This is a genomic window from Sphingomonas sp. GW821-FHT10F09 (genome assembly GCF_058809195.1).
This window is the reverse complement of record NZ_JBXASI010000001.1, coordinates 16855-40799: the sequence shown is the minus strand read 5'-3', so window position 1 is coordinate 40799 and position 23945 is coordinate 16855. Positions and strand designations below refer to the sequence as shown.

Annotated in this window: 21 protein-coding genes; 8 read left to right on the top strand and 13 right to left on the bottom strand. The window is 70.8% G+C overall.

Annotated elements, in window-relative coordinates:
• Nucleotides 1–64 precede the first annotated feature (64 nt).
• Nucleotides 65–1717 (top strand): hypothetical protein, encoded by a 1653-nt coding sequence (locus tag AC1RTO_RS00190; protein WP_493158966.1) that lies wholly within the window; start codon nt 65–67, stop codon nt 1715–1717.
• Nucleotides 1718–1743: 26 nt separating this feature from the next.
• Nucleotides 1744–2958 (top strand): aspartyl protease family protein, encoded by a 1215-nt coding sequence (locus AC1RTO_RS00185; protein ID WP_493158965.1) that lies wholly within the window; start codon nt 1744–1746, stop codon nt 2956–2958.
• Between the two features lie 26 nt (nt 2959–2984).
• Here the strand turns inward: AC1RTO_RS00185 and AC1RTO_RS00180 are convergent, their stop codons facing one another.
• Both AC1RTO_RS00180 and phaR read right to left on the bottom strand, forming a co-directional pair.
• Entirely contained in the window at nt 2985–3170 is a 186-nt protein-coding gene (locus AC1RTO_RS00180) for a hypothetical protein (RefSeq protein ID WP_493158964.1), read from the bottom strand.
• Between the two features lie 10 nt (nt 3171–3180).
• The gene (gene phaR / locus AC1RTO_RS00175; protein ID WP_293875175.1) at nt 3181–3735 is read right to left on the bottom strand and encodes a polyhydroxyalkanoate synthesis repressor PhaR; all 555 of its coding nucleotides are present in this window, start codon (nt 3733–3735) and stop codon (nt 3181–3183) included.
• A 101-nt stretch (nt 3736–3836) separates the two neighbouring features.
• Here phaR and AC1RTO_RS00170 point away from each other — a divergent pair, with 101 nt between their 5' ends.
• Entirely contained in the window at nt 3837–4859 is a 1023-nt protein-coding gene (locus tag AC1RTO_RS00170) for an alpha/beta fold hydrolase (protein WP_493158963.1), read from the top strand.
• A gap of 7 nt (nt 4860–4866) precedes the next feature.
• The gene (locus AC1RTO_RS00165; protein WP_493158962.1) at nt 4867–6039 is read left to right on the top strand and encodes an acetyl-CoA C-acetyltransferase; all 1173 of its coding nucleotides are present in this window, start codon (nt 4867–4869) and stop codon (nt 6037–6039) included.
• 110 nt (nt 6040–6149) lie between these two features.
• On the opposite strand, the gene AC1RTO_RS00160 is transcribed toward AC1RTO_RS00165, so the two are convergent.
• From AC1RTO_RS00160 to AC1RTO_RS00140, 5 genes are all read right to left on the bottom strand, one after another.
• A complete protein-coding gene (locus AC1RTO_RS00160; RefSeq protein WP_493158961.1) occupies nt 6150–7172 on the bottom strand; it encodes an alanine racemase in 1023 nt (340 codons plus the stop codon).
• Between the two features lie 52 nt (nt 7173–7224).
• Complete coding sequence (locus tag AC1RTO_RS00155; protein WP_493158960.1) at nt 7225–7995, bottom strand: ABC transporter ATP-binding protein; 771 nt, start codon at nt 7993–7995, stop codon at nt 7225–7227.
• A complete protein-coding gene (locus AC1RTO_RS00150) occupies nt 7986–8942 on the bottom strand; it encodes a FecCD family ABC transporter permease (protein WP_493158959.1) in 957 nt (318 codons plus the stop codon). The genes AC1RTO_RS00155 and AC1RTO_RS00150 overlap by 10 nt, the downstream gene beginning before the upstream one ends.
• Nucleotides 8939–9739, bottom strand: a complete 801-nt coding sequence (locus tag AC1RTO_RS00145; protein WP_493158958.1) for an ABC transporter substrate-binding protein — start codon at nt 9737–9739, stop codon at nt 8939–8941. Before AC1RTO_RS00145 ends, AC1RTO_RS00150 begins: the two co-directional genes overlap by 4 nt.
• A gap of 794 nt (nt 9740–10533) precedes the next feature.
• Nucleotides 10534–12552, bottom strand: coding sequence for a TonB-dependent receptor (locus AC1RTO_RS00140; RefSeq protein ID WP_493158957.1), 2019 nt, complete (start codon nt 12550–12552; stop codon nt 10534–10536).
• 139 nt (nt 12553–12691) lie between these two features.
• On the opposite strand from AC1RTO_RS00140, the gene AC1RTO_RS00135 reads away from it, so the two are divergent.
• Complete coding sequence (locus AC1RTO_RS00135) at nt 12692–12988, top strand: hypothetical protein (protein ID WP_493158956.1); 297 nt, start codon at nt 12692–12694, stop codon at nt 12986–12988.
• Nucleotides 12989–13092: 104 nt separating this feature from the next.
• Nucleotides 13093–14664, top strand: coding sequence for an aldehyde dehydrogenase (NADP(+)) (locus AC1RTO_RS00130; protein WP_493158955.1), 1572 nt, complete (start codon nt 13093–13095; stop codon nt 14662–14664).
• 4 nt (nt 14665–14668) lie between these two features.
• Here AC1RTO_RS00130 and AC1RTO_RS00125 read toward each other — a convergent pair whose 3' ends face one another.
• From AC1RTO_RS00125 to AC1RTO_RS00110, 4 genes are all read right to left on the bottom strand, one after another.
• Entirely contained in the window at nt 14669–15541 is an 873-nt protein-coding gene (locus AC1RTO_RS00125) for an SMP-30/gluconolactonase/LRE family protein (protein ID WP_493158954.1), read from the bottom strand.
• A gap of 72 nt (nt 15542–15613) precedes the next feature.
• Nucleotides 15614–16717 (bottom strand): NADH:flavin oxidoreductase/NADH oxidase, encoded by a 1104-nt coding sequence (locus AC1RTO_RS00120; RefSeq protein WP_493158953.1) that lies wholly within the window; start codon nt 16715–16717, stop codon nt 15614–15616.
• A 27-nt stretch (nt 16718–16744) separates the two neighbouring features.
• Nucleotides 16745–18064: a sensor histidine kinase gene (locus AC1RTO_RS00115; protein WP_493158952.1), complete on the bottom strand. Its 1320-nt coding sequence runs from the start codon at nt 18062–18064 to the stop codon at nt 16745–16747.
• 23 nt (nt 18065–18087) lie between these two features.
• Nucleotides 18088–18747 (bottom strand): response regulator, encoded by a 660-nt coding sequence (locus tag AC1RTO_RS00110; protein WP_493158951.1) that lies wholly within the window; start codon nt 18745–18747, stop codon nt 18088–18090.
• Nucleotides 18748–18857: 110 nt separating this feature from the next.
• Here AC1RTO_RS00110 and AC1RTO_RS00105 point away from each other — a divergent pair, with 110 nt between their 5' ends.
• Nucleotides 18858–19430 (top strand): hypothetical protein, encoded by a 573-nt coding sequence (locus AC1RTO_RS00105; protein ID WP_493158950.1) that lies wholly within the window; start codon nt 18858–18860, stop codon nt 19428–19430.
• A gap of 71 nt (nt 19431–19501) precedes the next feature.
• Nucleotides 19502–20140 (top strand): bifunctional nicotinamidase/pyrazinamidase, encoded by a 639-nt coding sequence (pncA, locus tag AC1RTO_RS00100; RefSeq protein WP_493158949.1) that lies wholly within the window; start codon nt 19502–19504, stop codon nt 20138–20140.
• Here the strand turns inward: pncA and AC1RTO_RS00095 are convergent.
• Complete coding sequence (locus tag AC1RTO_RS00095; protein WP_493158948.1) at nt 20137–21447, bottom strand: oligogalacturonate lyase family protein; 1311 nt, start codon at nt 21445–21447, stop codon at nt 20137–20139. The two genes, pncA and AC1RTO_RS00095, sit on opposite strands and share 4 nt — an antisense overlap.
• A 66-nt stretch (nt 21448–21513) precedes the next feature.
• Complete coding sequence (locus AC1RTO_RS00090; protein ID WP_493158947.1) at nt 21514–23892, bottom strand: TonB-dependent receptor; 2379 nt, start codon at nt 23890–23892, stop codon at nt 21514–21516.
• Between the last annotated feature and the right edge of the window lie 53 nt (nt 23893–23945).

The window sequence follows — 23945 nt, the reverse complement described above, 5'->3', positions numbered from 1 at the left end:
AACGCGTCGCTGGCTGCGGATCAGCGCGGCCGCGCTGGCCAGCCTCTGCCTCGCCACCAGCGTCGTGCTCTCGCTGCGCGACCTGTCCGGTATCCCGGTCTATTACTTCTACACGCAGGACGCGCCGTTGCTGCTGGCAGCGGCGCTCGCGCTATTCGCCTTGTCGTTCGTGCCGCTCGCCCCCGCATCCCGTCGACGTATCTCCGGACGGATGATCGCCATCGCGACGGGCGTGGCGGCGTCGTTCGCCTATGCCGGCACGTGGCTGGTGATGCTGCGCTATCCGATGTCGCGCGACGAGCAGCTTGCGCAATTTGCGGCCGAGCATCTTCAGCGCGGCTGGCTGGGTTGGCCAATCCCCTCGCATCTACAACCGCTGGCAAAGGCGCTGATGCCGGTGTGGAGCGGTCGTTGGGTGCCCTCCGGCTATTGGGGTTCCAGTTATCTGCCGGTCAATTCCGCGTTGCGCGCACTCGCGGGACTGGCGGGCGACACATGGCTCGCCGGTCCGTTGCTGCTCGTGCTCGGCATGGCGGCACTGTGGTCGAGCGCGCGGCGTCTATGGCCCGAGACGTCGGAACCCGCCGTCGTAACGCTGCTTCTGGCGCTGACGTCGGCGCAATTGCTCGTCACCGCGATGACCCCTTATGCGATGACGGCCCATTTCGCGCTAAACGCCGTGTGGCTCGCATGCTTCCTGCGCGGCGGCAAAGCTGGTCACGCGCTGGCGATCACGGTCGGCCTGCTCGCCAGCGGCCTGCACCAGTTCCATTTCCACGTCATGTTCGTGTCCGGCTTCGTCGCCTGGGCATGGCTTTCCGGACGCCGCGCCATCGCGATCTGCTACGTCCTCGCCTGTCTATCCTACCAGCTGATCTGGCATTTCGGCTACACCGAGACGATGACGGCCATGCTCGGCCCCATGGATGGCACGACCGAGCCGCCGCTCGCCACGTCCTGGATCGTAGCCCATGTCCGACGACTGCGCGAGTTCGAACCCTTCTCCAGCTTCGCGCGCTTCGCCGCATGGCAGAATATCCTGCTTCTGCCGCTCGCCACCTGGGGCACGGTCGGCCTGCGGCGCGGGGATCACGCGCCGTTGCCCATCGCCTTTGCGTTGCAGCTGTCCTGCATGTTCGGAATGGCCGTGATGGTCTATCAGGGCTTCGGCTACGGCTACCGCTATCTGAGCAACATGCTCCCCTGCTTTCTGCTGCTGGCGGCAGGCGGATGGGTGCGCCTGACCGCCGATCCGGAACGGATGCTGCCGCGACGCCTGCTGCCGCTGGCGTGTGCCTTTACGCTGTGCGTGATGTTGCCGATCGCCGTCTGGCAATCGCACGCATTGCTACGGCCCTATGCCATGTCGTTCCGTACAGCGCGCGCCGCACCCGCCGACGTCGTGCTGGTCGACGGCCGCGGCGGCGGCCTGCTGCAGGATATCGTACGGATTGACGGACAGATTGAGCGCCCCCTTCTGCTCGACCTGGCCTACCTCCCCCGCGCCGCGCTCCGGTCACTCTGCGCGACCCGTCGTGTCATGCTTTTCGACCATCGTCAGGCGCATGCGCTGGGCGTGATGGGAACGGGCCTGGGTGACGTTCCTTCCTATACGGGACAAGCCGCCGCCAACCGACGCTTCATCGCGACGCTGCATTGCGATACCCCCGTGCCGCTCGCTCGCACCGGATTGCCCCGCACGACGTCATGGATGTAGTCAATCGGTTCGACTACAGGCGCGGCATGCTGGTGCCTCGGCTTCTTCTCTGCCTGATCGGAATGCCGCTGCTCGGCGCCTCGCATGCCGCGGCACCCTGGTTTCCGTCCGGTCGCGAAGGCATCGCCACGCTCGCACCCGATGCGGAGGCGCAATGGGTGCCGTTCGACCTGACGCCGGGCAACCAGATCCGCTTCACGCTGACGCTCGACGCGCGGTCGGTAACCGCGATCCTCGATACCGGCGTCAGCTATTCGGTGCTCGCGCGCAAATCGGCGGCGGTCGATCCGGCGCGGGTCACCGCCAACGGACAGGCGACCGCGATCGGCGGCGATGCCGGTGGCGCGGTCGCGATCGGGTGGCAGGCGACGCGACGGCTGACGATCGGCGGCCTCACCCGGACCGGCGGCGGCGTCACCGTCGCCGATCTGCCGGCGCTCGCCACCGGCAGTGCGCGTGCGGTGGATATGCTCGTCGGGCGCGACGTCACCGGCGGGCAGGCGCTCGACATCGATTACGCCAACCGCCGCTTTCGCCTGATCCCGTCGGGCCGGCTGCCCTTCGTCGGCGCGCTCGCGCCGCTGGCGATCGCCCCCGGCCGCCGCGTCTACGAAAGCAGCGCGACGATCGGCGGCCGGCGCGTCGCGCCGATGATCGTCGACACCGGCGACGGGTCCGCGATCACGCTGACGCAGGCGGCCGCGAGGACCGCGCGTGTCGCCGCCCTGCCGACCACCACCACCATCTCCTTCGGCCTCGCCGGCGAGACGGTCAGCACGCTCGCGATCCTGCCGGCGGTGACGCTGGGGCAGCAGGTCGTCCGCAACGTCGAGGCGCGGGTGGAGCCGGCCGGCGGCTTTTCCGAAACGATCGGCGTCGCCGGGCGGATCGGATCGGGCCTGTTGCAGAATTACCGAGTGCTGCTCGATCCCACCGCCGGACGGATGGTGCTGAAGCCCGGCCCCGACGCCGATGCCGCGCCGCTGCGCTCGACCAGCGGCCTGCTGGTCGGGCTGGAGCGCGATCGGCTGAAGGTGCTGCACGTCATGCGCGGCGGCCCCGCCGCGACGGCCGGCTGGCAGGCGGGCGAGACGATCTGCCACATCGACGGACAGGCGGTGACGCCCGATTATCCGACGTCGCCGCTGGCGAAATGGGCGGTCGGCACACCGGGCACGAAGGCGGCGCTGGGCCTGTGCGACGGCACGACGCGCACGCTGACGCTGGCCCGCTTCTACTAGGTCATACCGCGCTGGCCATACGGCGGCTAGCGCATATGCAGCCCCAGGCTGACTAACAGGATCGTCGCCAACAGCGCCGCCATCTGCACCGTCCGCCAGTCGACCCAGCCGACCCGGTCGAGGTCGTCGCGCAGTCGCCGCCGGCGGTCCCGCAGTGCGGCGAACAGCGCGACGATCACCGCCGCGCCGGCGCCCCAGAACATCGCCGGCATGCGTGCGCCCTCAGCCGAGCTTCGCGACCTTGTCCTGCAACCGCGCCATTTCCGCCTTCAGCGCGGCGATCTCATCGTCCTTGCTCCCGGCGGTCGTGGGCGACGGGGCTGCGACGCCGCCCACCGGCGGCTGGAACGCCTGCGCCGCCGCCTCGAACATCTGGAGATTGCGCTTGGCGATCTCGGCGAAGGGCGAATGCGCGAACGCGCCCTCGACCGCCGATTTGAACTGTTCCTGGTTGCGGCGGAAGCTGTCCATCGACGCCTCCAGATAGCCCGGCACCATCGACTGCATCGAATCGCCGTACATCGCGATCAGCTGACGCAGGAAGCTGACCGGCAGCATCGTCTGGCCGCGGCTTTCCTCTTCCATGATGATCTGGGTGAGCACGTTATGGGTGATGTCGTCGTCGGTCTTCGCATCGACGACCTTGAAGTCGCGGCCTTCGCGGGTCATCGTGGCCAGATGGTCGAGCGTGATGTAGGACGAGGTCTCGGTATTGTAGAGTCGCCGGTTGGCGTACTTCTTGATGATGACGATCCCGTCGGCGTTCTGTTTCTTCATACCGCTCCCCTGCCCGCAACCCCACCTTCTGATGGCGGACGTTCGTGACTAATCCGGGTGTTACGCCTCAATTTGCCGCGTCGCAACACGGACCGCGCCCATTGCCGCTGTTCCTCGACATGCTGCGCAGCGAAACCGCAGCATATCCCGATCGGACCGCGGCGGCGCTGGCCGGTCTCGCCGCCTATCAGGGGGCGCCCCGCCCTGCCGCGCCCGCACCGATGCCGGCGCTCGCCACCGCCGGCCGCGCCAGCCTGCGCTATTACGGCGGGCGCGGACGCATGGTCGTCTTCGTCCCCTCGCTCATCAATCCGCCCGCGATCCTCGATCTCGGCGAGGCATCGCTGGTCCGCTGGATGGCGGCCCGGGGGTTTCGCGTCGCCCTGCTCGACTGGGGTACGCCGACCGCCGCGGATCGCGACATGGACATGTCCCGCCACGTCGAATCGCTGCTGATCCCGCTGATCGAGCAGCTCGACGAACCGCCGGTGCTGGTCGGCTATTGCCTCGGCGGCACGATGACGCTCGCCGCCGCCTGCGCCACCGCGGTGGCGGGGCTCGCGCTGATCGCCGCGCCATGGCGCTTCGCCGGCTATGGCAGTGCCGCACCGACGATGCTCGACATGTGGGCCACCGCGCGGCCGACCTGCGAGGCGCTGGGCGTGCTGCCGATGGAGGTGCTCCAGGCGGGCTTCTGGCGGCTCGATCCGGCGCGCACGATCGGCAAGTATGAGGCGTTCGGACGGTTCGATCCCGACGGCGAACAGGCGCGCGCCTTCGTCCGGCTGGAAGATTGGGCCAATGCCGGCGAGCCGCTGCCGCTGGCCGTCGCGCGCGACCTGTTCGAACGCTTCATCGCCGGTGACCTGCCCGGCACCGGCGGCTGGATGATCCGCGGCGACGTCGCCACACCGGAGCGGCTTGCCTGCCCGGCGGTCGAATTCGTCTCCGCCACCGACCGGATCGTCCCCGCCGCCACCGCCGCCGGCCTCGCCGATCGCCGCGACCTCGCGCTCGGTCATGTCGGCATGATCGTCGGCGGCCGCGCCCGCGCGATGCTGTGGGAACCGTTAGCAGACTGGATCGCGAGCCTGCCGAAGGGTAGAGCAGCGCCAAAGGAGTAGGATCATCATGACCGAGATCGTCGTCACCGCCGCCAAGCGCACCCCCGTCGGGAGCTTCCTCGGCGCCTTCGCCACCACGCCCGCCCACGAACTCGGCCGCATCGCGATCGAGGCGGCGCTGGCACAGGCCGGCGTCGACGGCGCCGACGTGTCCGAAGTGATCCTCGGCCAGGTGCTTACCGCGGCGCAGGGCCAGAACCCGGCACGTCAGGCGTCGATGGCCGCCGGCATCCCCAAGGAGGTGCCGGCCTGGGGCGTCAACCAGGTCTGCGGCTCGGGCCTGCGCGCGGTCGCGCTCGCGTTTCAGGCGATCCAGACCGGCGATGCGACGATCGTCGTCGCCGGCGGGCAGGAAAGCATGTCGCTCAGCCCGCATGCCCAGTCGATGCGCGGCGGCACCAAGATGGGTGCGGTCAGCCTCGTCGATACGATGGTCAGCGACGGTCTCACCGACGTCTTCAACGGCTATCACATGGGGATCACGGCGGAAAATCTCGCCGAACAATATCAGGTGACGCGCGCCGACCAGGACGCCTTCTCGGTCGGATCGCAGAACAAGGCCGAGGCGGCGCGGAGCGGCGGCCGCTTCAAGGACGAAATCGCGCCGGTCACGATCAAGGGCCGCAAGGGTGACACGATCGTCGCCGAGGACGAACATATCCGCGCCGGTGCGACGCTGGACAGCGTCAGCGGCGTGCGACCGGCGTTCAAGAAGGACGGCACCGTCACCGCCGCCAACGCCAGCGGCCTCAACGACGGTGCGGCCGCGCTCGTCCTGATGAGTCGCGAGGAAGCCGACCGGCGCGGTACCCCCGTGCTGGCCACGATCAAGAGCTGGGCAAGCGCCGGCGTCGATCCGTCGATCATGGGCATCGGCCCCGTCCCCGCCTCGCGGAAGGCGCTGGAAAAGGCCGGCTGGACGATCGGCGACCTCGACCTGATCGAAGCCAACGAAGCCTTTGCCGCGCAGGCGCTGTCGGTCGGCAAGGAACTCGGCTGGGACGCGGACAAGGTCAACGTCAACGGCGGCGCCATCGCCATCGGCCACCCGATCGGCGCCAGCGGCGCGCGCGTCCTGACGACGCTGATCTACGAAATGCAGAAGCGCGACGCGAAAAAGGGTCTGGCGACGCTGTGCATCGGCGGCGGCATGGGCATCGCGATGTGTGTGGAGCGGTGAGGGGCAGCGCCTGATATCCGGTGGCTCGCTACTGCGGGCCCTCCCCGTGGAGGCATGCCTTAGCGGGAGCTTTCATGTTGGGCCGCTCTTCGGAGCGGCCCTCTGTTTGGTCATCGCCAATCCCGCCCATACCGCCGCCCCATTCCCGTCAGCAGCTCATACTGCGACATCCCGCTCCGCGTCGCCGCATCCGGCAGCGCGAAGTCGATCGCGACCCAGTCGCCCTCTGTCAGCGCAGGCGCCGCGCTCACGTTCAGCGCGACGAGGTCCATCGACACGCGGCCGATCACCGGCAATGTGCCGTCGCCTGCGCTGCCCCGATCGGAAAAACCGCGGAAGTAACCGTCGGCATAGCCGAGGTTGAGAATCGCCACCGCCGTGTCGCGCTCCGCCGTCCAGGTCGCGTTATAACCGACCGTCTCGCCGGCACGGACCGTCCGTCGTTGCAGCACCTGCGCCTCCGGCGTCACCACCTGACGGATGACCCCCGCCAGTTCGCGGCGAGGAACACCGCCGTAGAGCGCCAGCCCCGGCCGCGTCAGGTCGAAGGCATAGGGCTTACCCAACGCGATGCCAGCGGAATTGGCGAGGCTCATCCGGCGCGCGCCGGTCGCGCCCCGCAACGCCGCGAACGCGGTCTGCTGGGCGGCGTTCATCGCACTGTCCTCGTCGGCGCAGGCGAGGTGACTCATCAGCGTCTCGATCGCGAGGCCGTCGAGCAGACCGGCGCGCACCCCCTCGGACGATAGGCCGAGCCGGTTCATGCCGGTGTCAACCATCACGTCACACGCGCCGCCGCCCGCCGCCCGCCAGCGCGCGACCTGCGCATCGGTATTGAGCACCGGGCGCGCGATGCCGGCGAGGGCCAGCGGCATGTCCTCCGCGCGGACGCCGTGCAGCACCGACAGCGGCAGGCGGAGGGGGGCCAGGCGTTCGGCCTCCGCCCAGGTGGCGACGAAGAAATCGCGGCACCCGGCGGCAGCAAGGTGGCGGGCGACCCCGGTCGCGCCGAGGCCGTAACCGTCGGCCTTGATCGCCGCGCCACAGGCTGCGGTGCCGCTGAGGCGAGCCAGCGCGCGCCAATTGTCGGTCAAGGCGGCGGTGTCGATACGAAGGCGATGCGGAGCGGTCACCTGCCCGCGCATAAGGCCGCCGCCGTCCTACGTCGATGCCCGAGCGGACGGCTCAGCGCGCGATGCGGCCGATCGGTATCATCATCGCGCTACCCGGCAGCCGCGCGACGTGGACGTCGAACACGTCGGCGACGCGATCGGGGGTCAGCACCGCTGCGGTCGCGCCCGCCGCGACCAGCCGCCCCTGCTTCAGCAGGAGCACATCGTCGGCGGCTCGTGCGGCTTGCGCCATGTCGTGGAGGATCAGCAATACGCCGCGGCCCTGCTGCGCGACGTCGCGGAGGCGGTCGAGGATGTCGACCTGATGCGCGGGGTCGAGGCTGGCGAGCGGTTCGTCGGCGAGCAGCCAGTCGGGTTCCCCCGCCAGCACGCGCGCCAGCAGCACCCGCGCCCGCTCGCCACCGGACAGGTCGGAGATACGCCGGTCGACCAGCGCCGCGGTGTCGGTCGCGGCGAGCGCAGCGGCGATGGCCGTGCGGTCCTGTGCGGACGGAGCGGCGAAGGGCGTGCGATACGGCACGCGGCCGAGCGCCACGACTTCGTGCACGGTGACGTTCCAATGCACCGCTGCCGCCTGCGGCAGATAGCCGATCCGCCGCGCGCGCTCGCCATCGGACAAAGCGGCGACATCGCGCCCGCCGATCGTCACCCGACCCGCAGCGGGGGCGATCAGGCCGGCAAGCGCGCGCAGCAGGCTGCTCTTGCCGGCGCCGTTCGGCCCGAGGATCGCGGTCACCCGCCCCGGTCGCAACGTCGCCGCCACGCCCTCCAGCACCCGCCGCCCGCCGAGCGCGACCGCCAGATCCTGCGCGATCAGATCCACGCGCGGTTCCGGTGACGGAGCAAGAGGGCGAGGAAGAAAGGCGCGCCGAGCAATGCCATCGCCACGCCCAGCCGCACCTCGCTCGCCCCGGGCGCGAGACGGCACAGGCTGTCGGCCAGCAGCACCAGCGCCGCCCCGCCGAGCGCGCTCGGCCACAGCAGCGCGGACGGACGATGACCGAACAGCGGTCGCAGCATATGCGGCACGACCAGCCCGACGAAGCCGATCACCCCCGTCGCCGCGACGCCCGCGCCGACGCCGAGCCCGGTACCGAGCACGACCAGCGCCTGTACCCGCCCGATGCGCACCCCGAGCGAGCGCGCCGCATCCTCGCCCAGCGTCAGCGCGTCGAGCCCCGGCCCGGCGAACGCGAGCAACACGCCGCCGGCGATCAGGAACGGCGCGGCGCGGGCGAGGTCGGCGAGGCCGCGGTCGGTCAGCGCGCCCATCAGCCAGTCGATCACGCCTGCCACCGCATAGGGATTGGGTGCGATCGCGATGAGGAAGGCGGTGAGCGCGCCGGCAAGGCTCGACAGCACGGTGCCGGCGAGCACGAACGTCACCGCGTCCGCGCCACGCCAGGTCAGCGCGACCAGCAACGCCATCGCCGCCAGCGCCCCCGCCATCGCCGCACCGAACAGGCCGAGGCTGGTCGCACCGGCATAGAGGATCGCGGCGACCGCACCGAAGGCGGCGCAGGACGAGACGCCGACCACCGCCGGATCGGCGAGCGGATTGCGCAGGAAGCCCTGCAGCACCGCCCCGTTCAGCCCGAGGAATGCGCCGAGCAGCAGGCCGAGCACCGCGCGCGGCAGGCGCAGTTCGACGAAGATCGCGGTGGCGGCCGGATCGCCCCATGGCAGCCATTGCTTGCCCGCCGCCAGCGACAGCGCGAACCCGATCACGACCAGCGCGGCGAGGAGGACAAGGCGAAGCGGACGGTTCACGACGTCAGCGCCGTGCGGATCGCGGTCAGCCGGCGCAGCGCCGGCACGATCGCCGGCCCGCCGCAATTCATCAGTTCGTGCGGAAAGGCGACCTCGACCGTCGCCGCGCCGCTACGCGCCAGGATGCGACGGCGCAGATCGGCGGTGCGGCCGTCGCCGTCGCTGAGGACCGCACGCGGCGGATGCGCCGCGATCGTCTCGATCGGCAGCGTGCCGGTGAAGGCGAGCCCGTAATCGGCGGCGGCGTTGCGCAGCCCGGCCCGGGCAAGCAGATCGTCGAGCAAGGTGCCGCCGCCATTGGCGAGATCGCCGGCGATGAACAGCAGCACCGGCGGCCTGGCTCCACGCGCTGGCTGCACTGCGGTCTCGATCGCGCGGACCAGCGCCGCGCCGCGCGCGGGCACCCCGGCGGCCTTCGCGATGGCGATCACCTGCGCCTCGCTCGCCGCGATCGTCGCGGGGGCGTCGAGCGTCAGCACCGTCAGGCCGGCGCGGGCATAGGCCTCGCGCGTCGCGGCGGGGGCGAAGATGTCGGTGACGACCAGATCGGGGTGGCGCGCGATCACCTCCTCCGCCGTTCCCGCCACCGCCGGATAGCGCCGCGCGACGGCGAGCGGCAGCGAGGTCGCGCCGGGATCGTGCGAATATTGGCTGATCGCCGCCAGCCGGTCGGGCGCGATCGTCGCGAGGATCGCATCGGCACACGGATTGGTCGAGACGATACCCCCCTGCCGCGGCGGCGCCGCACAGGCGGCAAGCGTCATCAGCGCGAGGGGCAGACAGAAACGGAAGACCACGGCGGCGTGTGTTCCTCACCCGGCGAAGGATGGCAAGCGCTCTGGCGGGCGCGGGTGACCATGCGGCTCAGGCTGGGCGGGCGAAGACATGTGACCACGCGAAGACGCGGAGACGCGGAGGTGGATCGCGTGCGGCATCGTCGCCCTGCCATGGGCACGCGGCCGTCATGCCGGACTCGTCCCGGCATCCATCGAGCCGCACCCTCGACAGCATTTGGTCTGCAGACCGATAGCCCCCGAAACAAGCTAGAGGTGAGGATGCGATTTTTGAACCCCTCGCGACTTTACGACACCGGATATCAGTCCCGCTTGAACTCCCATGGAAGCGCTTCCGTAAACGAGGTATGTTTCGCGCGGAGGCGCGAAGAACGCGGAGGCGTAAGATTTGCGGCGGCGTCACCCTGTCATTTCCATGGCTGGATGGGGAGAGCCGCTGATCCGGCGGGCGCAACACCGGCCCGCATTCGAGTGAACCCGATTCTCTGCTTCTCACGACCCCCAACCGAAGTGGAATCAGCCAGGTTCCGGCATCGACCGTGCAGCACCCGCTACAGGATTTAGTCCTCGGACCGATAGATTCCGGAACAAGTCCGGGGCGACGGAGTGCCTGTGGCGCCTGCTGCGACCTCGAAATTCGGAACGTCGATTCCGTCCCGGTCCAGAGCGACATTCAATTCGAAGCGCATGAGGGCAGGCGGACGAAGACGCGGAGATCTTGGCGTGCGGCAAGGCAGCCCGCTAATGCCATCCCATCGGAACCGGCCATCGCGTCCGTCCGATCAAACCGAGCGCGCTCAGCCGATCCTCGCCCGTACGCCGATCCACAGGGTCCGCGGCGCGGCGCGTTCGACGACGTTGGCGCCGCTGATCCCCGCCTCGACCCGGGCGTCGAGGACGTTCTCGGCGCGTGCCTCGATCGTCAGGGCGCGCGTCACGGGCAGCGCGGCAAAGCCGTCCAGCGTCGTCGCGGGGGCGAGGCTGCGGCTGTTCTGGTCGTCGTCGAACTGGCGCGCGACGTGGCGCAGCGTCGCCGACAGGGCCGCCGCGTCCTGCCGCCAGCCGAGCGTGCCCGACACCGCGTCGCGCGGCGTTTGCGCCGGGCGCAGGTGGTCGAGCGTCGCCGCCGCGCCCGACGCCTTCACCCGCGCATCGACATGGCTCCAAGAGGCCAGCGCGGAAAACGCGCCGAACCGGTACGCGGCATCGACCTCTACTCCGGTCGACCGGATCGCATCGAGGTTGCGGCGCACGCGCGACGCACTGGTCGGCGTCGACGACAGCGTCACGTTGGCGATCGCATCGTCCAGCCGGTTGTGGAACAGCGTCGCCGCCAGGCTGGCGCCCGCGAACGGGGTCAGCGTCACCCCGCCCTCGATCCCGGTCAGCCGCTCCGGTGCCAGCGCCGCATTCGCTGCGGTGACGTCGTTGCCGACGCGGAACGGGCGATAGAGTTCGTTGAGCGTCGGCAGCCGCCAGCCGCGATAGCCCGCCGCGCGCAGCGTCACCGCATCCAGCGGCTGCCATGCCGCGCCGACCCGCCCGGTGAAGGCGCTGCCGTTGCGATCTGCGAAGCGACTGTCGGTCAGCGCCGCGCCGCCCGCTATCGGCCGTTCGCTGAGATAGCCGCCGTCGATGCGCCACCAGTCGACCCGCGCCGCGCCGGTCAGCGTCAGCGTACCCAGCGCGACGCTGCCATCGGCGAACAGGCCATTGGTCCGGGTCGACCCGCCCGCCTCGCGCCGCCGGGTCGGGCTGGCGTTGACGAACGTGAACAGCTCCTGCGTCTTGCCCGACACGTCGCGCACATCGGCGCCGAGTCGCAGGTCTACCGCGCCGCCGACCGGGGGCTGCACCTCCAGCCGCGCGCCGAGGCCGGTGGCGGGGGTGTTGTACTGGTTCAGCGACTGGGCGACCGTGGTGCGCGCCGCGTTGACGCTGGCGAAGCCCGACGCGAAGGCGCGGGTCTGGAGATAGGCGAGCGCCGACCAGCCCCAGCGCCCACGCCCGACCAGTCGCACGCTGGCGTCCGCCCCCTGCGACCGGTTGGCGGTGAAGGGGGTGCCGCGGGTGCGGTGGTCGGTGAAGCCATTCACGTTGGTTTGCAGTTCGGTGGCCGGGGCGATCGTCACCACGGTGCGCAACGCGGCCGATGCCTGTTCGTAGGGCGCGGCCTGATCGACCGGGCCGCGACTGGAAGCCACCGTCGGCACGAAGCCGTCGCCGCGCGCATAGGCCGCCGACAATGTCGCGAAGCCGCCCTCGCGTACCAGCGCCGCGGATCCCTGCGCGTCGACCGAATCGCGGCTGCCGTAGAAGGCGCTCGCCTCCAGCGGCGCCAGTTGGTCGGGTGTGGCACTGTCGAGCTGTATCGTACCGGCGAGCGCCCCCGGCCCGAAATAGCCGCTGCCGCCGCCGCGCGTCACCCGCACCTGCCCGAGGCGGCCGGTGGCATAGGCCGGAAACGCGACCCAGCCGCCGAACGGATCGGCCTGCGGCACGCCGTCGAGGATCAGCAGCGCGCGGCTCGACGCATTGCCGCCGATGCCGCGCAGCGTGACGCCCTGGCTGGTCGGATTCGCGCTGCGGCTGTCCGAGCGGCGGAACTGCTGAAGGCCGGCGACGTCGGCGAGCACGCTTTCGAGCCGCTGGCTGGCGTTCGCCTGCAACCGGTCGCGATCGATGGTGACGATGTCGAACGCGCGCTCGCCCGGCGAGGCGGGCAGGCCGCGGCCGGTGACGACGATGTCGGGGCCGGTGGTCTGGGCAACGGCAGGACTGGCGAGGATCAGGGCGACGAGGGGGAGATAGCGCATCCGCCCTCCATGCCGGTTTTCGCGCGCGCCGCAACGGCGCCGACGGTCGGATCCGCATCGGCGCGGGAACGATCGCGCCGTCGTCGCGGTTGATGGCGGACAGGCAGGGACCCGATATCGTCATGGCGCGACCACAGTGATGAACCGCCCCCGATTGAGCGCCGAGGCGCTGCGCGACGAATTGAACCAGGCGGCGCTGCGACTGGCGATGGACAGCCAGGGCGCGCGGATCGAGTTCATGCTGCCGACGCTCGCCGAACCGGACGAGGGACTGTTGCGGCACGATCTGTCCGGGCACAATTGGGACGTGCAGGCGCATTGCCCCGAACCGCTCGACGCGATCGCGCGCAAGGCGGTGGAGCAGGTCGCAGCGATATGGGACCTCGATCCGCAGGCCGCGGACGCGAACACGGATCGGGCGAAACGGCTCCAGTGACGGACGCGCGGCGACGCCGGATAACGCTACCATTGTCGTAAGCGGCGCCAGTCCCTAGTATTCGTCCGACATTTACCAACAGACATTCCGCGAGAGGTATTTCCATGATCGACGGCGCCCTGCTGATCGGCGGCGAAGCACGCCAGGCCACCGACCGGTTCACCGCGGTCAATCCCGCGACCGGCGAAACGCTCTCCCCCGATTTCTCGTCTGCCGGCACCGATGCCGTCGCCGAGGCGTGCGCGCTCGCCGAGGCGGCCTTCCCCGCCTATGCCGCGACCGACCTCGAAGCACGCGCCGCCTTCCTCGAGGCGATCGCCGCCAACATCCTCGCGATCGGCGACGACCTGATCGTGCGCGCGATGAGCGAGAGCGGCCTGCCCCGCGCCCGGCTGGAGGGCGAGCGCGGCCGCACCGTTGGCCAGCTTCGGCTGTTCGCGGGCGTCGTGCGGCAGGGCGATTTCCTCGATGCGACGATCGATCCGGCGCTGCCCGACCGCGCGCCGCTGCCCCGGCCCGACCTGCGCCGCATCAACCTGGCGATCGGCCCGGTCGCGGTGTTCGGCGCGTCCAACTTCCCGCTCGCCTTCTCGGTGGCGGGTGGCGACACCGCCTCGGCGCTCGCCGCCGGCTGCCCGGTGGTGGTGAAGGGGCATCCGGCGCATCCCGGTACCGGCGAGCTGGTCGCGCGCGCGATCCGGCAGGCGGTGGCGGACGCCGGCCTGCCCGCGGGCGTCTTTTCCTATCTGCCCGGCGAGACCAATGCGCTGGGCGGCGCGCTGGTCGCCGATCCGCGCATCCAGGCGGTCGGCTTCACCGGCTCGCGCGCCGGCGGTCTCGCGCTCGTCCGCATCGCGTCCGAACGGCCCGAGCCGATCCCGGTCTATGCCGAGATGTCGAGCATCAACCCGGTCATCCTCTTCCCCGCCGCGCTCGCCGCGCGCGGCGAGGCGCTGGGCAAGGAGTTCGTCGCGTCGCTGACGATGGGCGCGGGCCAGTTCTGCACCAACCCTGGGCTGGTGCTGGCGATCGACGGCCCCGACCTCGACGCGTTCGTCGCCGCCGCCGCCGCGGCGATGACCGAGGCCGCGCCGGCGACGATGCTGTCGCCGGGCATCCATGCCAGCTTCGAGAAGGGCGTCGACGCGCTCGCCGGCCATGATGCGGTACGCACCGTGGCACGCGGCAAGGTCGGCGAGGGCGTCAACCAGGCGGTGGGCGCGGTGTTCGAGACGGATGCGCAGGCGTTCCTCGCCGATACCGCGCTCGGCCACGAGGTGTTCGGATCGTCCTCGGTCGTCGTCCGCTGCCGCGACATCGGCGAGATCGCGGCGGTGGTCGCGGGACTGGAAGGCCAGCTGACCGCGACGCTGCAGATGGACCCGGCCGACGAAGCCGATGCCGCGGCGCTGGTCCCGGTCGTCGCGCGCCGCGTCGGTCGCATCCTCGCCAACGGCTGGCCGACCGGGGTCGAGGTCGCACCGGCGATGGTCCATGGCGGTCCGTTCCCGGCGACCAGCGACGGGCGTACGACCTCGGTCGGCACGCTGGCGATCGCGCGCTTCCTGCGCCCGGTCTGCTTCCAGAACCTCGCGCCGGCGCTGCTACCCGCGGGGCTGGACGACGCCAACGCCTGGGGCATCGCCCGCCGCGTCGACGGCACGCGCGAGCAGTAACGGCTCAGGCCAGCGCGACCGGCGTCACCGCAAGGCCGGTGACGCCGGGGTCGAAGGCGAAGACGTTGCCCGCCTCGGGCTGCGCCGCCAGCGCCGCGGCGTCGAGGCCCTTGCGCGCGCTGGTCGCGAAGGCGGTGCGCAGGTCCTCGCCGCCAAAGGCGATCTTGGTGATGTTCGACGCGGGCAGGTCCACCCTGCCCATCAGCACGCCGGCGGGATCGTAGCGCCGCACGCCCCAGCCGCCCCACAGCGCGACCCACAGGCAGCCATCGGCATCGACGACCGACCCGTCCGGATGGCCGGCGCCGTCCTCGATCGTGACGAACCGTTCCGCCGCGCCGAGCGTGCCGTCGTCGCGGATCGTCGCGCGCCAGATCGTCCGGGCGAGCGTATCCGTGTGGTACAGCGTCGTTTCGAAAATCGCCGGGCCGTTGGTGATGCACACCGGCGCAAGGCCGCTGTCGACGACCGCGCCGTCGGCATAACGATACAGCCGCCCGCTCGCCTCCTGCTCGGCGTCGTCCATCGTCCCGAACCAGATCCGGCCCGCGCCATCGGTCGCCGCATCGTTGAGCCGGTTGCCGGCGGGATCCCCCTCCGGCCGGGCGAGTGCGGCGAAGCTGCCGTCGGCGGGATCGAAGCGATGCAGCCCGGTGCGCAGCCCCGCGACCATGCCGCCGTCGGCGCTCGGCAGCACCCAGCCGACCTGATCCGGCGCATCCCAGCGCCGCGCCGCGCCGGTCGCCGGATCGACGCGGTGGATGTGCCGGCTCTTGATGTCGACGAACCACAAAGCGGCATCGCGCCCGATCCAGACCGGCCCCTCGCCCAGCATCGCCTGCACGGGCAGCAGGGTTCGGACATCATGGTCGGTCATGCGGGCATCCTCTCGTCGTGGCCGCGCTTCATCCAACGCCAAACAGGATTCGTCTAGTCGGACAATTGACCGTCAGACGTCGAACAGGTCGCGATACTGGCGTGGCTGCGAGCGGAGATACTGGTCCGGCGCCTTGACCTGCGCGCCGAGATGCGCCGCGGCATGCCACGGCCAGCGCGGATCGTAGAGGATGGTGCGGGCGAGCGCGATCATGTCGGCATCACCGGTGCCGACGATCGCCTCCGCCTGATCGTAATCGGTGATGAGACCGACCGCGACCACCGGCAGGCCGCACCCCTGCTTGACCGCGCGCGCCAGCGGCACCTGATAGCTCGGCCCGACCGGGATATCCTGCCGCGGGTCGAGCCCGCCGCTCGACACGTGGATCGCCGCGCAGCCGCGTACCTCCAGCGCCTGCGCGAAGGCGACGGTCTGGTCGGCGTCCCAGCCGCCCTCGACCCAGTCGCTGCCCGACACGCGCATCGTCACCGGCCGGTCCGCCGGGAAGGCGGCACGGACGGCGTCATACACCGCCAGCGGGAAGCGCATGCGATTGTCGAGACTGCCACCATACTCGTCGTCGCGCCGGTTGGAGAGGGGCGAGAGGAACTGGTGCAGGAGATAGCCGTGCGCCCCATGCAATTGCACCGCGTCGATGCCGAGCCGCGCCGCCCGCCGCGCCGATTCGGCGAAGGCGTCGCACAGCGCCTTTAGGTCGTCGGCGTTGAGCGCGACCGGGGCGTTCTCGCCCTCGGCGAAGGGCTGCGCGGAGGGGGCGACCGTCTGCCAGCCGTCGGCATGCGTGGGCGCAATCTGTTTGCCGCCCTTCCACGGCAGGTCGGTCGATGCCTTGCGCCCGGCATGCGCCAGCTGGATCGCGATCGGCATGTCGGAATGGCGCCGGATCGATTCGATGACGCGCGCCATCGCCGCCTCGGTCGCATCGTCCCACAGGCCGACGTCGGCATAGGTGATCCGCCCTTCCGGCACGACCGCGCTCGCCTCGATCGTCAGCAGGCCGGCGCCGGACAGCGCGAGATGGCCAAGGTGAATCAGATGCCAGTCGGTCATGCAGCCGTTCTGGGCGGAATATTGGCACATCGGCGCGATGACGATGCGGTTGCGCAGCGACAGCGACCCGACGGAGACGGGCTGGAATAACGCGGGGTTGCTCATGAAAGCCTTTCGGATGATCGAAAGGCGTTACGAACCGGGAGCGATTTGGTGCCGCGCGGGCAAGGTGACGCGCGCCGCCAGCCCGCCGCCGGGCCGTTCGGCGAGCGTCAGCCGGCCGCCGTGCAACTCGGCGAGTTCGCGGACGATGGCGAGGCCGAAGCCATGGCCCTCGCCGCGTTCGTCGAGCCGCACGCCGGGCTGCGTCACCCGTTCGCGTTCGGCGGCGGGGATGCCCGGACCGTCGTCGGCGACGACCAGATCGAACCAGCGCGCATCCGCCTGCGGCTGCACCGAGACGCGCACGCCGGTCGCGGCATGGCGCGCGGCATTGTCGAGCAGGTTGCCGAGCAGCTCGTCGAGATCCTGCGCGTCCATCGCCGCGGTGACGTCGGCGACGTCGGTGCCGATGGCGAGGCCACGCGCCGCATGCAGCCGGCCGATCGCCTGCACCAGATCGGCGACCGCGGGGGCGAGCGGCGTGCTCGCGCGCACGTCGACCGACCCGGCGCGCGCGCGGGACAGGTGATGGCGGATCGTCGCGTCGATCCGGTCGACCTGCGCCGCCTTCGCCGGATCGTCGCGCAGGGCGAGCGCCAGCGTCGCCACCGGCGTCTTGAGCGCATGCGCCAGATTGGCCGCGGACTGGCGCGCGGTCGCCAGCGCCGCCTCGCGGTCGGCGGCGAGCGCGTTGAGTTCGGCGGCGAGGCCGCGCAGCTCGACCGGCTGGTCCTCGTCGATCCGCGACGCCGTCCCGGCCCGGATCGCCGCCACCTGCGTGCGCATCCGGTCGAGCGGGCGCAGCCCGAGCCGCAACTGCACCCAGGTCGCCGCCGCCAGCAGCGCGGCGAGGATCGCCAGCGCCGCGACCAACGGCACCAGCGCATCGCGCAGCGGCCGCGCGATCACCGCGCGCGGTGCGGCGGCGAACAGCGTCACCCGCCCCATCACCAGCCGGCGCGCATGGACACCATGGCCGCGCGCATCGCGACCGTCGATCGCCTCCGGCCCACGCGTATCCTCCCGCCCGGGACCGGGGGGATGCGGCCCTTCGCGGCCCAGCGGCACGTCCGCCGACCCGATCGCGCCCGTGGGCGTCTCGATCCGCCAGCGCCAGCCACGCGCGCTCTCGAGCGCGCCGGCCCGCTGCGCCAGCGCGGCGCGATCGACGCGGCCGTCGCGGTCGACGACGCTGGCGAGCAGCGCGATCTCCGCATCCAGCCGGCGGTCGATCCCCTCGGTCACGACGCGTTCCAGCACGCCGCCGATCGCCCAGCCGGCGATCCCCAGCGCGGCGAGGATCGCGATCGCGGACAGCAGCAGCATGCGGCCCTGAATCGAACGGGGCACGGCACGGGGCATGGCGCGGGTCGTCACGGGCAGGTCAGCCGGTAGCCGCGGCCGCGCACCGTTTCGATCATCTCCGCGCCGATCTTTCGGCGCAGCCGGCCGACGATCACCTCGAGGCTGTTCGAATCGACATCGGCATCGCCCTCGTAGACGCGTTCGAGCAGGTCGAGTCGCTCGATCACCGCGTCGCGGCGCAACATCAGCGCCGACAGCACCCGCCATTCGAACGCGGTCAGCCTGAGCGGCAGGCCGTCGAGTTCGAAATGGCCGATCTGGGTGTCGAACGACAGCCGCCCGCAGGCGAGGACCGGCTGCGCATGGCCTGCAGCGCGGCGGACCAGCGCGCGCAGCCGCATCACCAGTTCCTCCAGCCGGAACGGCTTGACGAGATAATCGTCCGCTCCCGCCTTGAATCCCATCACCTTGTCCGACCAGCCGTCGCGCGCGGTCAGGATCAGCACCGGCAGCGTGCGGCCCGCGGCGCGCCATTCCTTCAGCACGGTGATCCCGTCCTTTCCCGCCAGCCCGAGGTCGAGCACCGCGGCGTCATAGGCCTCCGTCTCGCCCAGGTGCGCAGCATCGATCCCGTCGGCGACGAGGTCGACCGCGAAATGCTCCGCGCGGAGCGCCCGCGCGATGCCCGGTCCCAGTTCGCTGTCGTCTTCCACTAGCAAGATGCGCATCGGCTGCCGGTATCCCGTGTCCCTAAACCGAACCTGAACCGCGCGGTTCAGCGGGGGTCGGACGCATTGTCCTAGAACGCCGTCATCGACACACCAAATGGAGAGACTCGATGGCTAGAATGACACTCGGACACCGCCAGCGCCTCGCACTCGGCGCGGCGGCCATGGTCGCGGTCGGCGCGGCCGGCGGCGCCGGCGCGGTGGCGCTGACCCGCCCCTCGATCGAGATGGCGCCGACGATTGCGACGCCGATCGCGAAGCTGGGATCCAGCGACGGCATCGTCACCGTCCGCGGCCGCGTCGCCGAGGTGTTCGGCGACCGCTTCGTCGTGCAGGACGGCACCGGCCGGGCGATGGTCGACGCCGGCCGCAATGCCACCGGCAGCATCGCCAGGGGCAATGCGGTGATGGTGCAGGGCCGCTACGACGACGGCCAGCTGCGCGCCCGCTTCCTCGTCGACCCCGCGGGTCAGGTCCGCGAAGTCGGCCCGGCGCATGGCCCGCACGGACCGCATGGCCGCGGTGGTCCCGGGGGCCCTGGTGGTCCGCGCGGGGACGGCCCGCCGCCGCCTCCGGGCGCCGGTCCGGATCGCGCACCGCCGCCCCCGCCTGCGGATGGCCGCGCGACGCCGCCCGCTGCGAATGCGCCGGCTCCCGCCCCGACCGGGACGGCGCCCCGCTGATCCGGCAGCCCCGGTCGCGTTTCAGCGCGGCCGGGGCTTTCGCCGCGCGCCGCCGCGGGCGATAAGCGGGCATGTCCCGCTTCCTGCCGCACGCCAACGACGCCTTGCTCGTCATCGATCCGCAGAACGATTTCTGTTCCGGCGGCGCGCTCGCCGTAACCGACGGCGACGCGATCATGGGCCGCATTGCCGATCTCGCCGGCCGGTTCGCGCATGTCGTCGTCACGCAGGACTGGCACCCCGCCGGCCACAGCTCGTTCGCGAGCAGCCATGCGGGCGCCCTGCCCTTTGCCACCGTCACCATGCCCTATGGCGCGCAGACGCTGTGGCCCGACCATTGCGTGCAGGGCAGCCATGGCGCCGAATTCCACCCCGCCGTTGCCGGTGCGGTGGCGCGCGCCGGCATGATCCTGCGCAAGGGGGCCGACCCGGCGATCGACAGCTATTCCGCCTTTCGCGAGAACGACCGCACCACGCCGACCGGGCTTGCCGGCTTCCTGCGCGACGTCGGCGTGACGCGCTGCGTGCTGGTCGGCCTCGCCTACGACTATTGCGTCGGCTGGTCGGCGCTCGACGCCGCCGAACACGGGTTCGAGGCGATCGTGCTGAAGGACCTCACCCGCGCCATCGCCCTGCCGCTGGGCGACGGCCGCACCACCGCGGACGTGACGGAGGCGCGGTTCGCGGCGGCGGGCGTCGTGCTCGGCTAGCGCCCGGTCGACACCGCATAGATCGCCGGCGCGCCCTCCAGATTGGTGCGATAGACGATCCATTTGCCGTCGGGCGTGAAATGCTGGTTCGGCTCGAGCGTGTAGTCGTGCGTCGCGAGGTTGGCGAGCCGCGTCGTCTCGAGCACGCCGGGCGCGATCAGGCCCGGCTGCGGCGTCGCCGTCGCCCGGGGCGTGAACAGGCTGATCCACTTGCCGGCATTGCCGCCATCGCCGGCGAATACGGTCCGGTCGGGCGACTGGGTGAAGTGGTACGAGCTCTGGTCCCCGGCGATCGCCAGCCGCGTACGCGCGCCGCTCGCGACGTCGTAGCCCGTCAGCCAGCCCACGCCCTCCTTCGCCGGCGTGCGCAGATCGTACCAGATCGTGTGCCCGTCGCTGCTCCAGAATTCGTGGCCGGCGATCTCCCCCGCCATGGTGCGGGTGTGGACCCTGGTCAGCCCCTTGCCGTTCGTGCGGATCGTCCAGATGCGGTCGACCTTGTCCCATGGCCCTTCGTGGCAGAACATCAGCAGCCCGGGGTCGGTCGGCGAGAACTGGACGTGGTTCAGCCAGTCGGTGGCGCGATGGATCGTCCGCCGCCGGCCGTCGGCGATGGCGATGCTATACATCTCCATCGGCACCCGCGCGGCGAGGCGCGCCGCCATCCACTGCCCCTTGGCGGCGGCGAAGGACAAGGGCTTGCCGTCCGGACCGGTGCCGGCATAGGTCGGCGCGCCCGTCTTCGGATCGCGCCGGCCCTGCGCGGCGATCGTCGGCGGCGGCGGTTGCAACTCGCGCTCGCCCGCCAGCAGCGTCTCGTCGGCGTTGATCGCCTCGATCCGCCCGCCCGGGGCATCGGCGATCTTGCGCGTCGCGCCGCTGTCGAGGTCGACGCGCCACACCTGAAACGGCCCGCCGTCGTCGACCGCGACGTCGCGCACGGTGTAATAGGCGCTGCGGCTGCGCGGTCCGGCGAACAGCAGCCGGTCGACCTTCGCGCGCAGCACCAGCCGCGTCCGCCATGTCGCGAGGTCGACCACCCGGATCCCCTCCGGCGTCAGATAGATCATCAGATCGCCCTGCGGGGTGAACGGATTGTAGTTGAAATAGAGCGCGTAATTGCCCGGCGTCGCGTCGATGCGGACGATCTGCCGGCCGGTGGTCGGGTCGATCCACGACGCCGGCACCTGCCGGGTCGCGATTCCGGCGGCGGGGGCCTGCGCGATGGCGGGCGTCGCCGCCAGTGCGACGCTCGCCGCCGTGACGAAGGCTGCGGCGCGGACCCGCCGGGCGTGATGGTCGAACATGCTGGCATTCCTCTCCAATCGCGGGAGGCTATGCGACTGCGCCAGCCGGTCAAGTCATTATCTGTTCTACGCTCCCATCATATGGAATCGCAACGTCAGTCCGACGGTGCGCGGGTCGCTGGGCGTCGCGAGGATCAGCCCGGAATTGCCGGCCTGCACGGTGACGTTCTGGATATAATCGGCATCGAGCAGATTGCGCGCGAACACCGCCACTTCCATGCCGTCGGCGAAGCGATAGCCGATATTGGCATTGGTGAGGTTGTAACCGCGGATATAGGTCGCGCGCGACAGGCTGGGATCGCCGTTGAAGCCGCTGCGCGAGGCGGTATCGACATGGACGAAGACCGCGCCGCCGCCGACCGGGCGGACGTAATCGACGCCGCCGGTGACCGCGAAGCGCGGCAGCGAGGCGAGCCGCCGGCCGCTGAGGTCGCACGCCGCCGTCGTCGCGGTCTGCACCTCGAGCGGGCACGGGCCCGCCGGATAACGGCTGTATTCCCCGTCGGCATATGCGAGGCCGGCGCGCAGCGACAGGCCGCGCACCGGCACCGCGGTGGCATCCGCCTCGATCCCCTTCACCGTCACCTGCGGGATGTTCGACAGATAACCGCGCAATGCGACGGTCTGGCTGGAATCGACCAGGGTCGCCTGGAAATCGCGGACCTTCGTCAGATAGCCGTCGATGTTGAAGACGAGGCGGCGGTTCCACGCCTGCGTCTTCAGGCCGATTTCATAGGTCGTGTTGCGTTCGGGACGGACCACCGCGGTGGCGAGCGCCGGGCGATTCTGGTTGTCGAGCGGCAGGCCGGACATGTTGATTCCGCCCGATTTGAACCCGCGCGCATAGGAGGCATAGGCGAGCACGTCGTCGCTGATCGCCCAGGCGACGTTGCCGCGGCCCGACAGGCTGCCGTCGCTGTCGCGCGCGGTATAGCTTTGCGGGCGCAGGATCGACAATCTGGCGTTGACCAGCGCGGCGTTGGTCGTCGCCGGCCCGCCCGCCACGGTCGTCGCATAGGATCCGTCCTTGTCCTCATGCGTGTAGCGCAGGCCGCCGGTCAGCGTCAGCGCCGGCACGATCCGCCAGTTGACCTCGCCGAACGCGGCATAGCTCTGCGTGCGGAAATCGGTGCGCCCGTCCTGGCCATAGCCGTCGAGCAGGTTCGCAGGCACCGGCGTCGCATTCGCCCCGGTGGTCGGCCCGATCAGCCAATAGGCCGCGGCGGGGCCATAGATGCTGATCGGCCGCCCGGTGATCCGCTGGCGGAATCCGTAGAGGCCGACGACATAGCCGAGCGGCCCGGCGCCGTCCGATGCCAGCCGCAGCTCCTGGCTATACTGGTCCTGCCGCGACGGGATGTGCTGCGACAGCTGGATCGGCACGCCGATGTAATCGCGGTCGTTCTCCGCATCCCAGTTCCAGAAGCGCCATGCGGTGACCGAGGTCAGCGTGCCGAACGGCAGCGTCACGTCGGTGATCGCGCTCACCCCGCCCTCGTTGGTGTCGGCACCGAGCGGCCCGTCGATATCGGTCAGCCGGTCATAGGGGTCGGTGCTCGGCACGCGATAGCCGATCCCCGCCGCCAGCGCGGCATATTGGCGGGCGACCGGGCGGCGGCTCGCGGAGGCGCCATAATAGACCTGCGTGCAGCAATAGGCCTGGAAATTGGTGAAATCGGCGCTGACCCGCATCCGGATGACGTCGTCGGGCCGGAACAGCAATTGCCCGCGCACCGCCTGCGTGCCGAGCGTGTTCGCCGCGCGCCCGGTGCGGACGTTGTCGAGCACGCCGTCGCGCCGGGTCGACACGCCCGACACGCGATAGGCGATGCTGTCGGTGATCGGGCCGGACACCCAGCCGCGCGCCTGCAGGAAATCGCGGCTGCCATAGGACAGTTCGGCGAACCCCTCGCGCGTGAAGACCGGTTCGCGGGTGGTGATGGCGATCGCCCCCGCGGTGGTGTTCTTGCCGAACAGCGTCCCCTGCGGCCCGCGCAATTCCTCGATCCGCTCGACGTCGGCGAAGTCGAACGCCGCGGTCGCGGGGCGGGCGTGATAGACCTGGTCGACGTAGAAGCCGACGCCCGGTTCCAGCCCGTCGTTCGACTGGCTGACCGCGACGACGCTCGATCCCAGGCCACGGATGGTGAAGGCGGTGTTGCGTGGGTTGGCCGAGCTGTAGTTGAGGCTGGGGATCAGCGTCGTCAGCCACTGCGTGTTCACCGTATAGCTGCGGTCGAGCAGCTCGCCGCCGACGACCGACAGGCTGGTCGGGATCGTCTGCGCATTCTCGGACCGCAGCCGCGCGGTCACCAACACCTCGGGGACGTTATCCTCGTCGTCCGCGGTCGCGGCCGGGTCCGCCGCCCCGCGCTGCGTCTGCGCCATCGCGGGCGCCGACCCCAGGCACAGCACCATCGCCGCAAGGCTGATTCCGTAACGCATCGTTCAATCCCCCTGTCCGGTCAGTCGGCCCCGCCCTGCCGGCGAATCTCTAT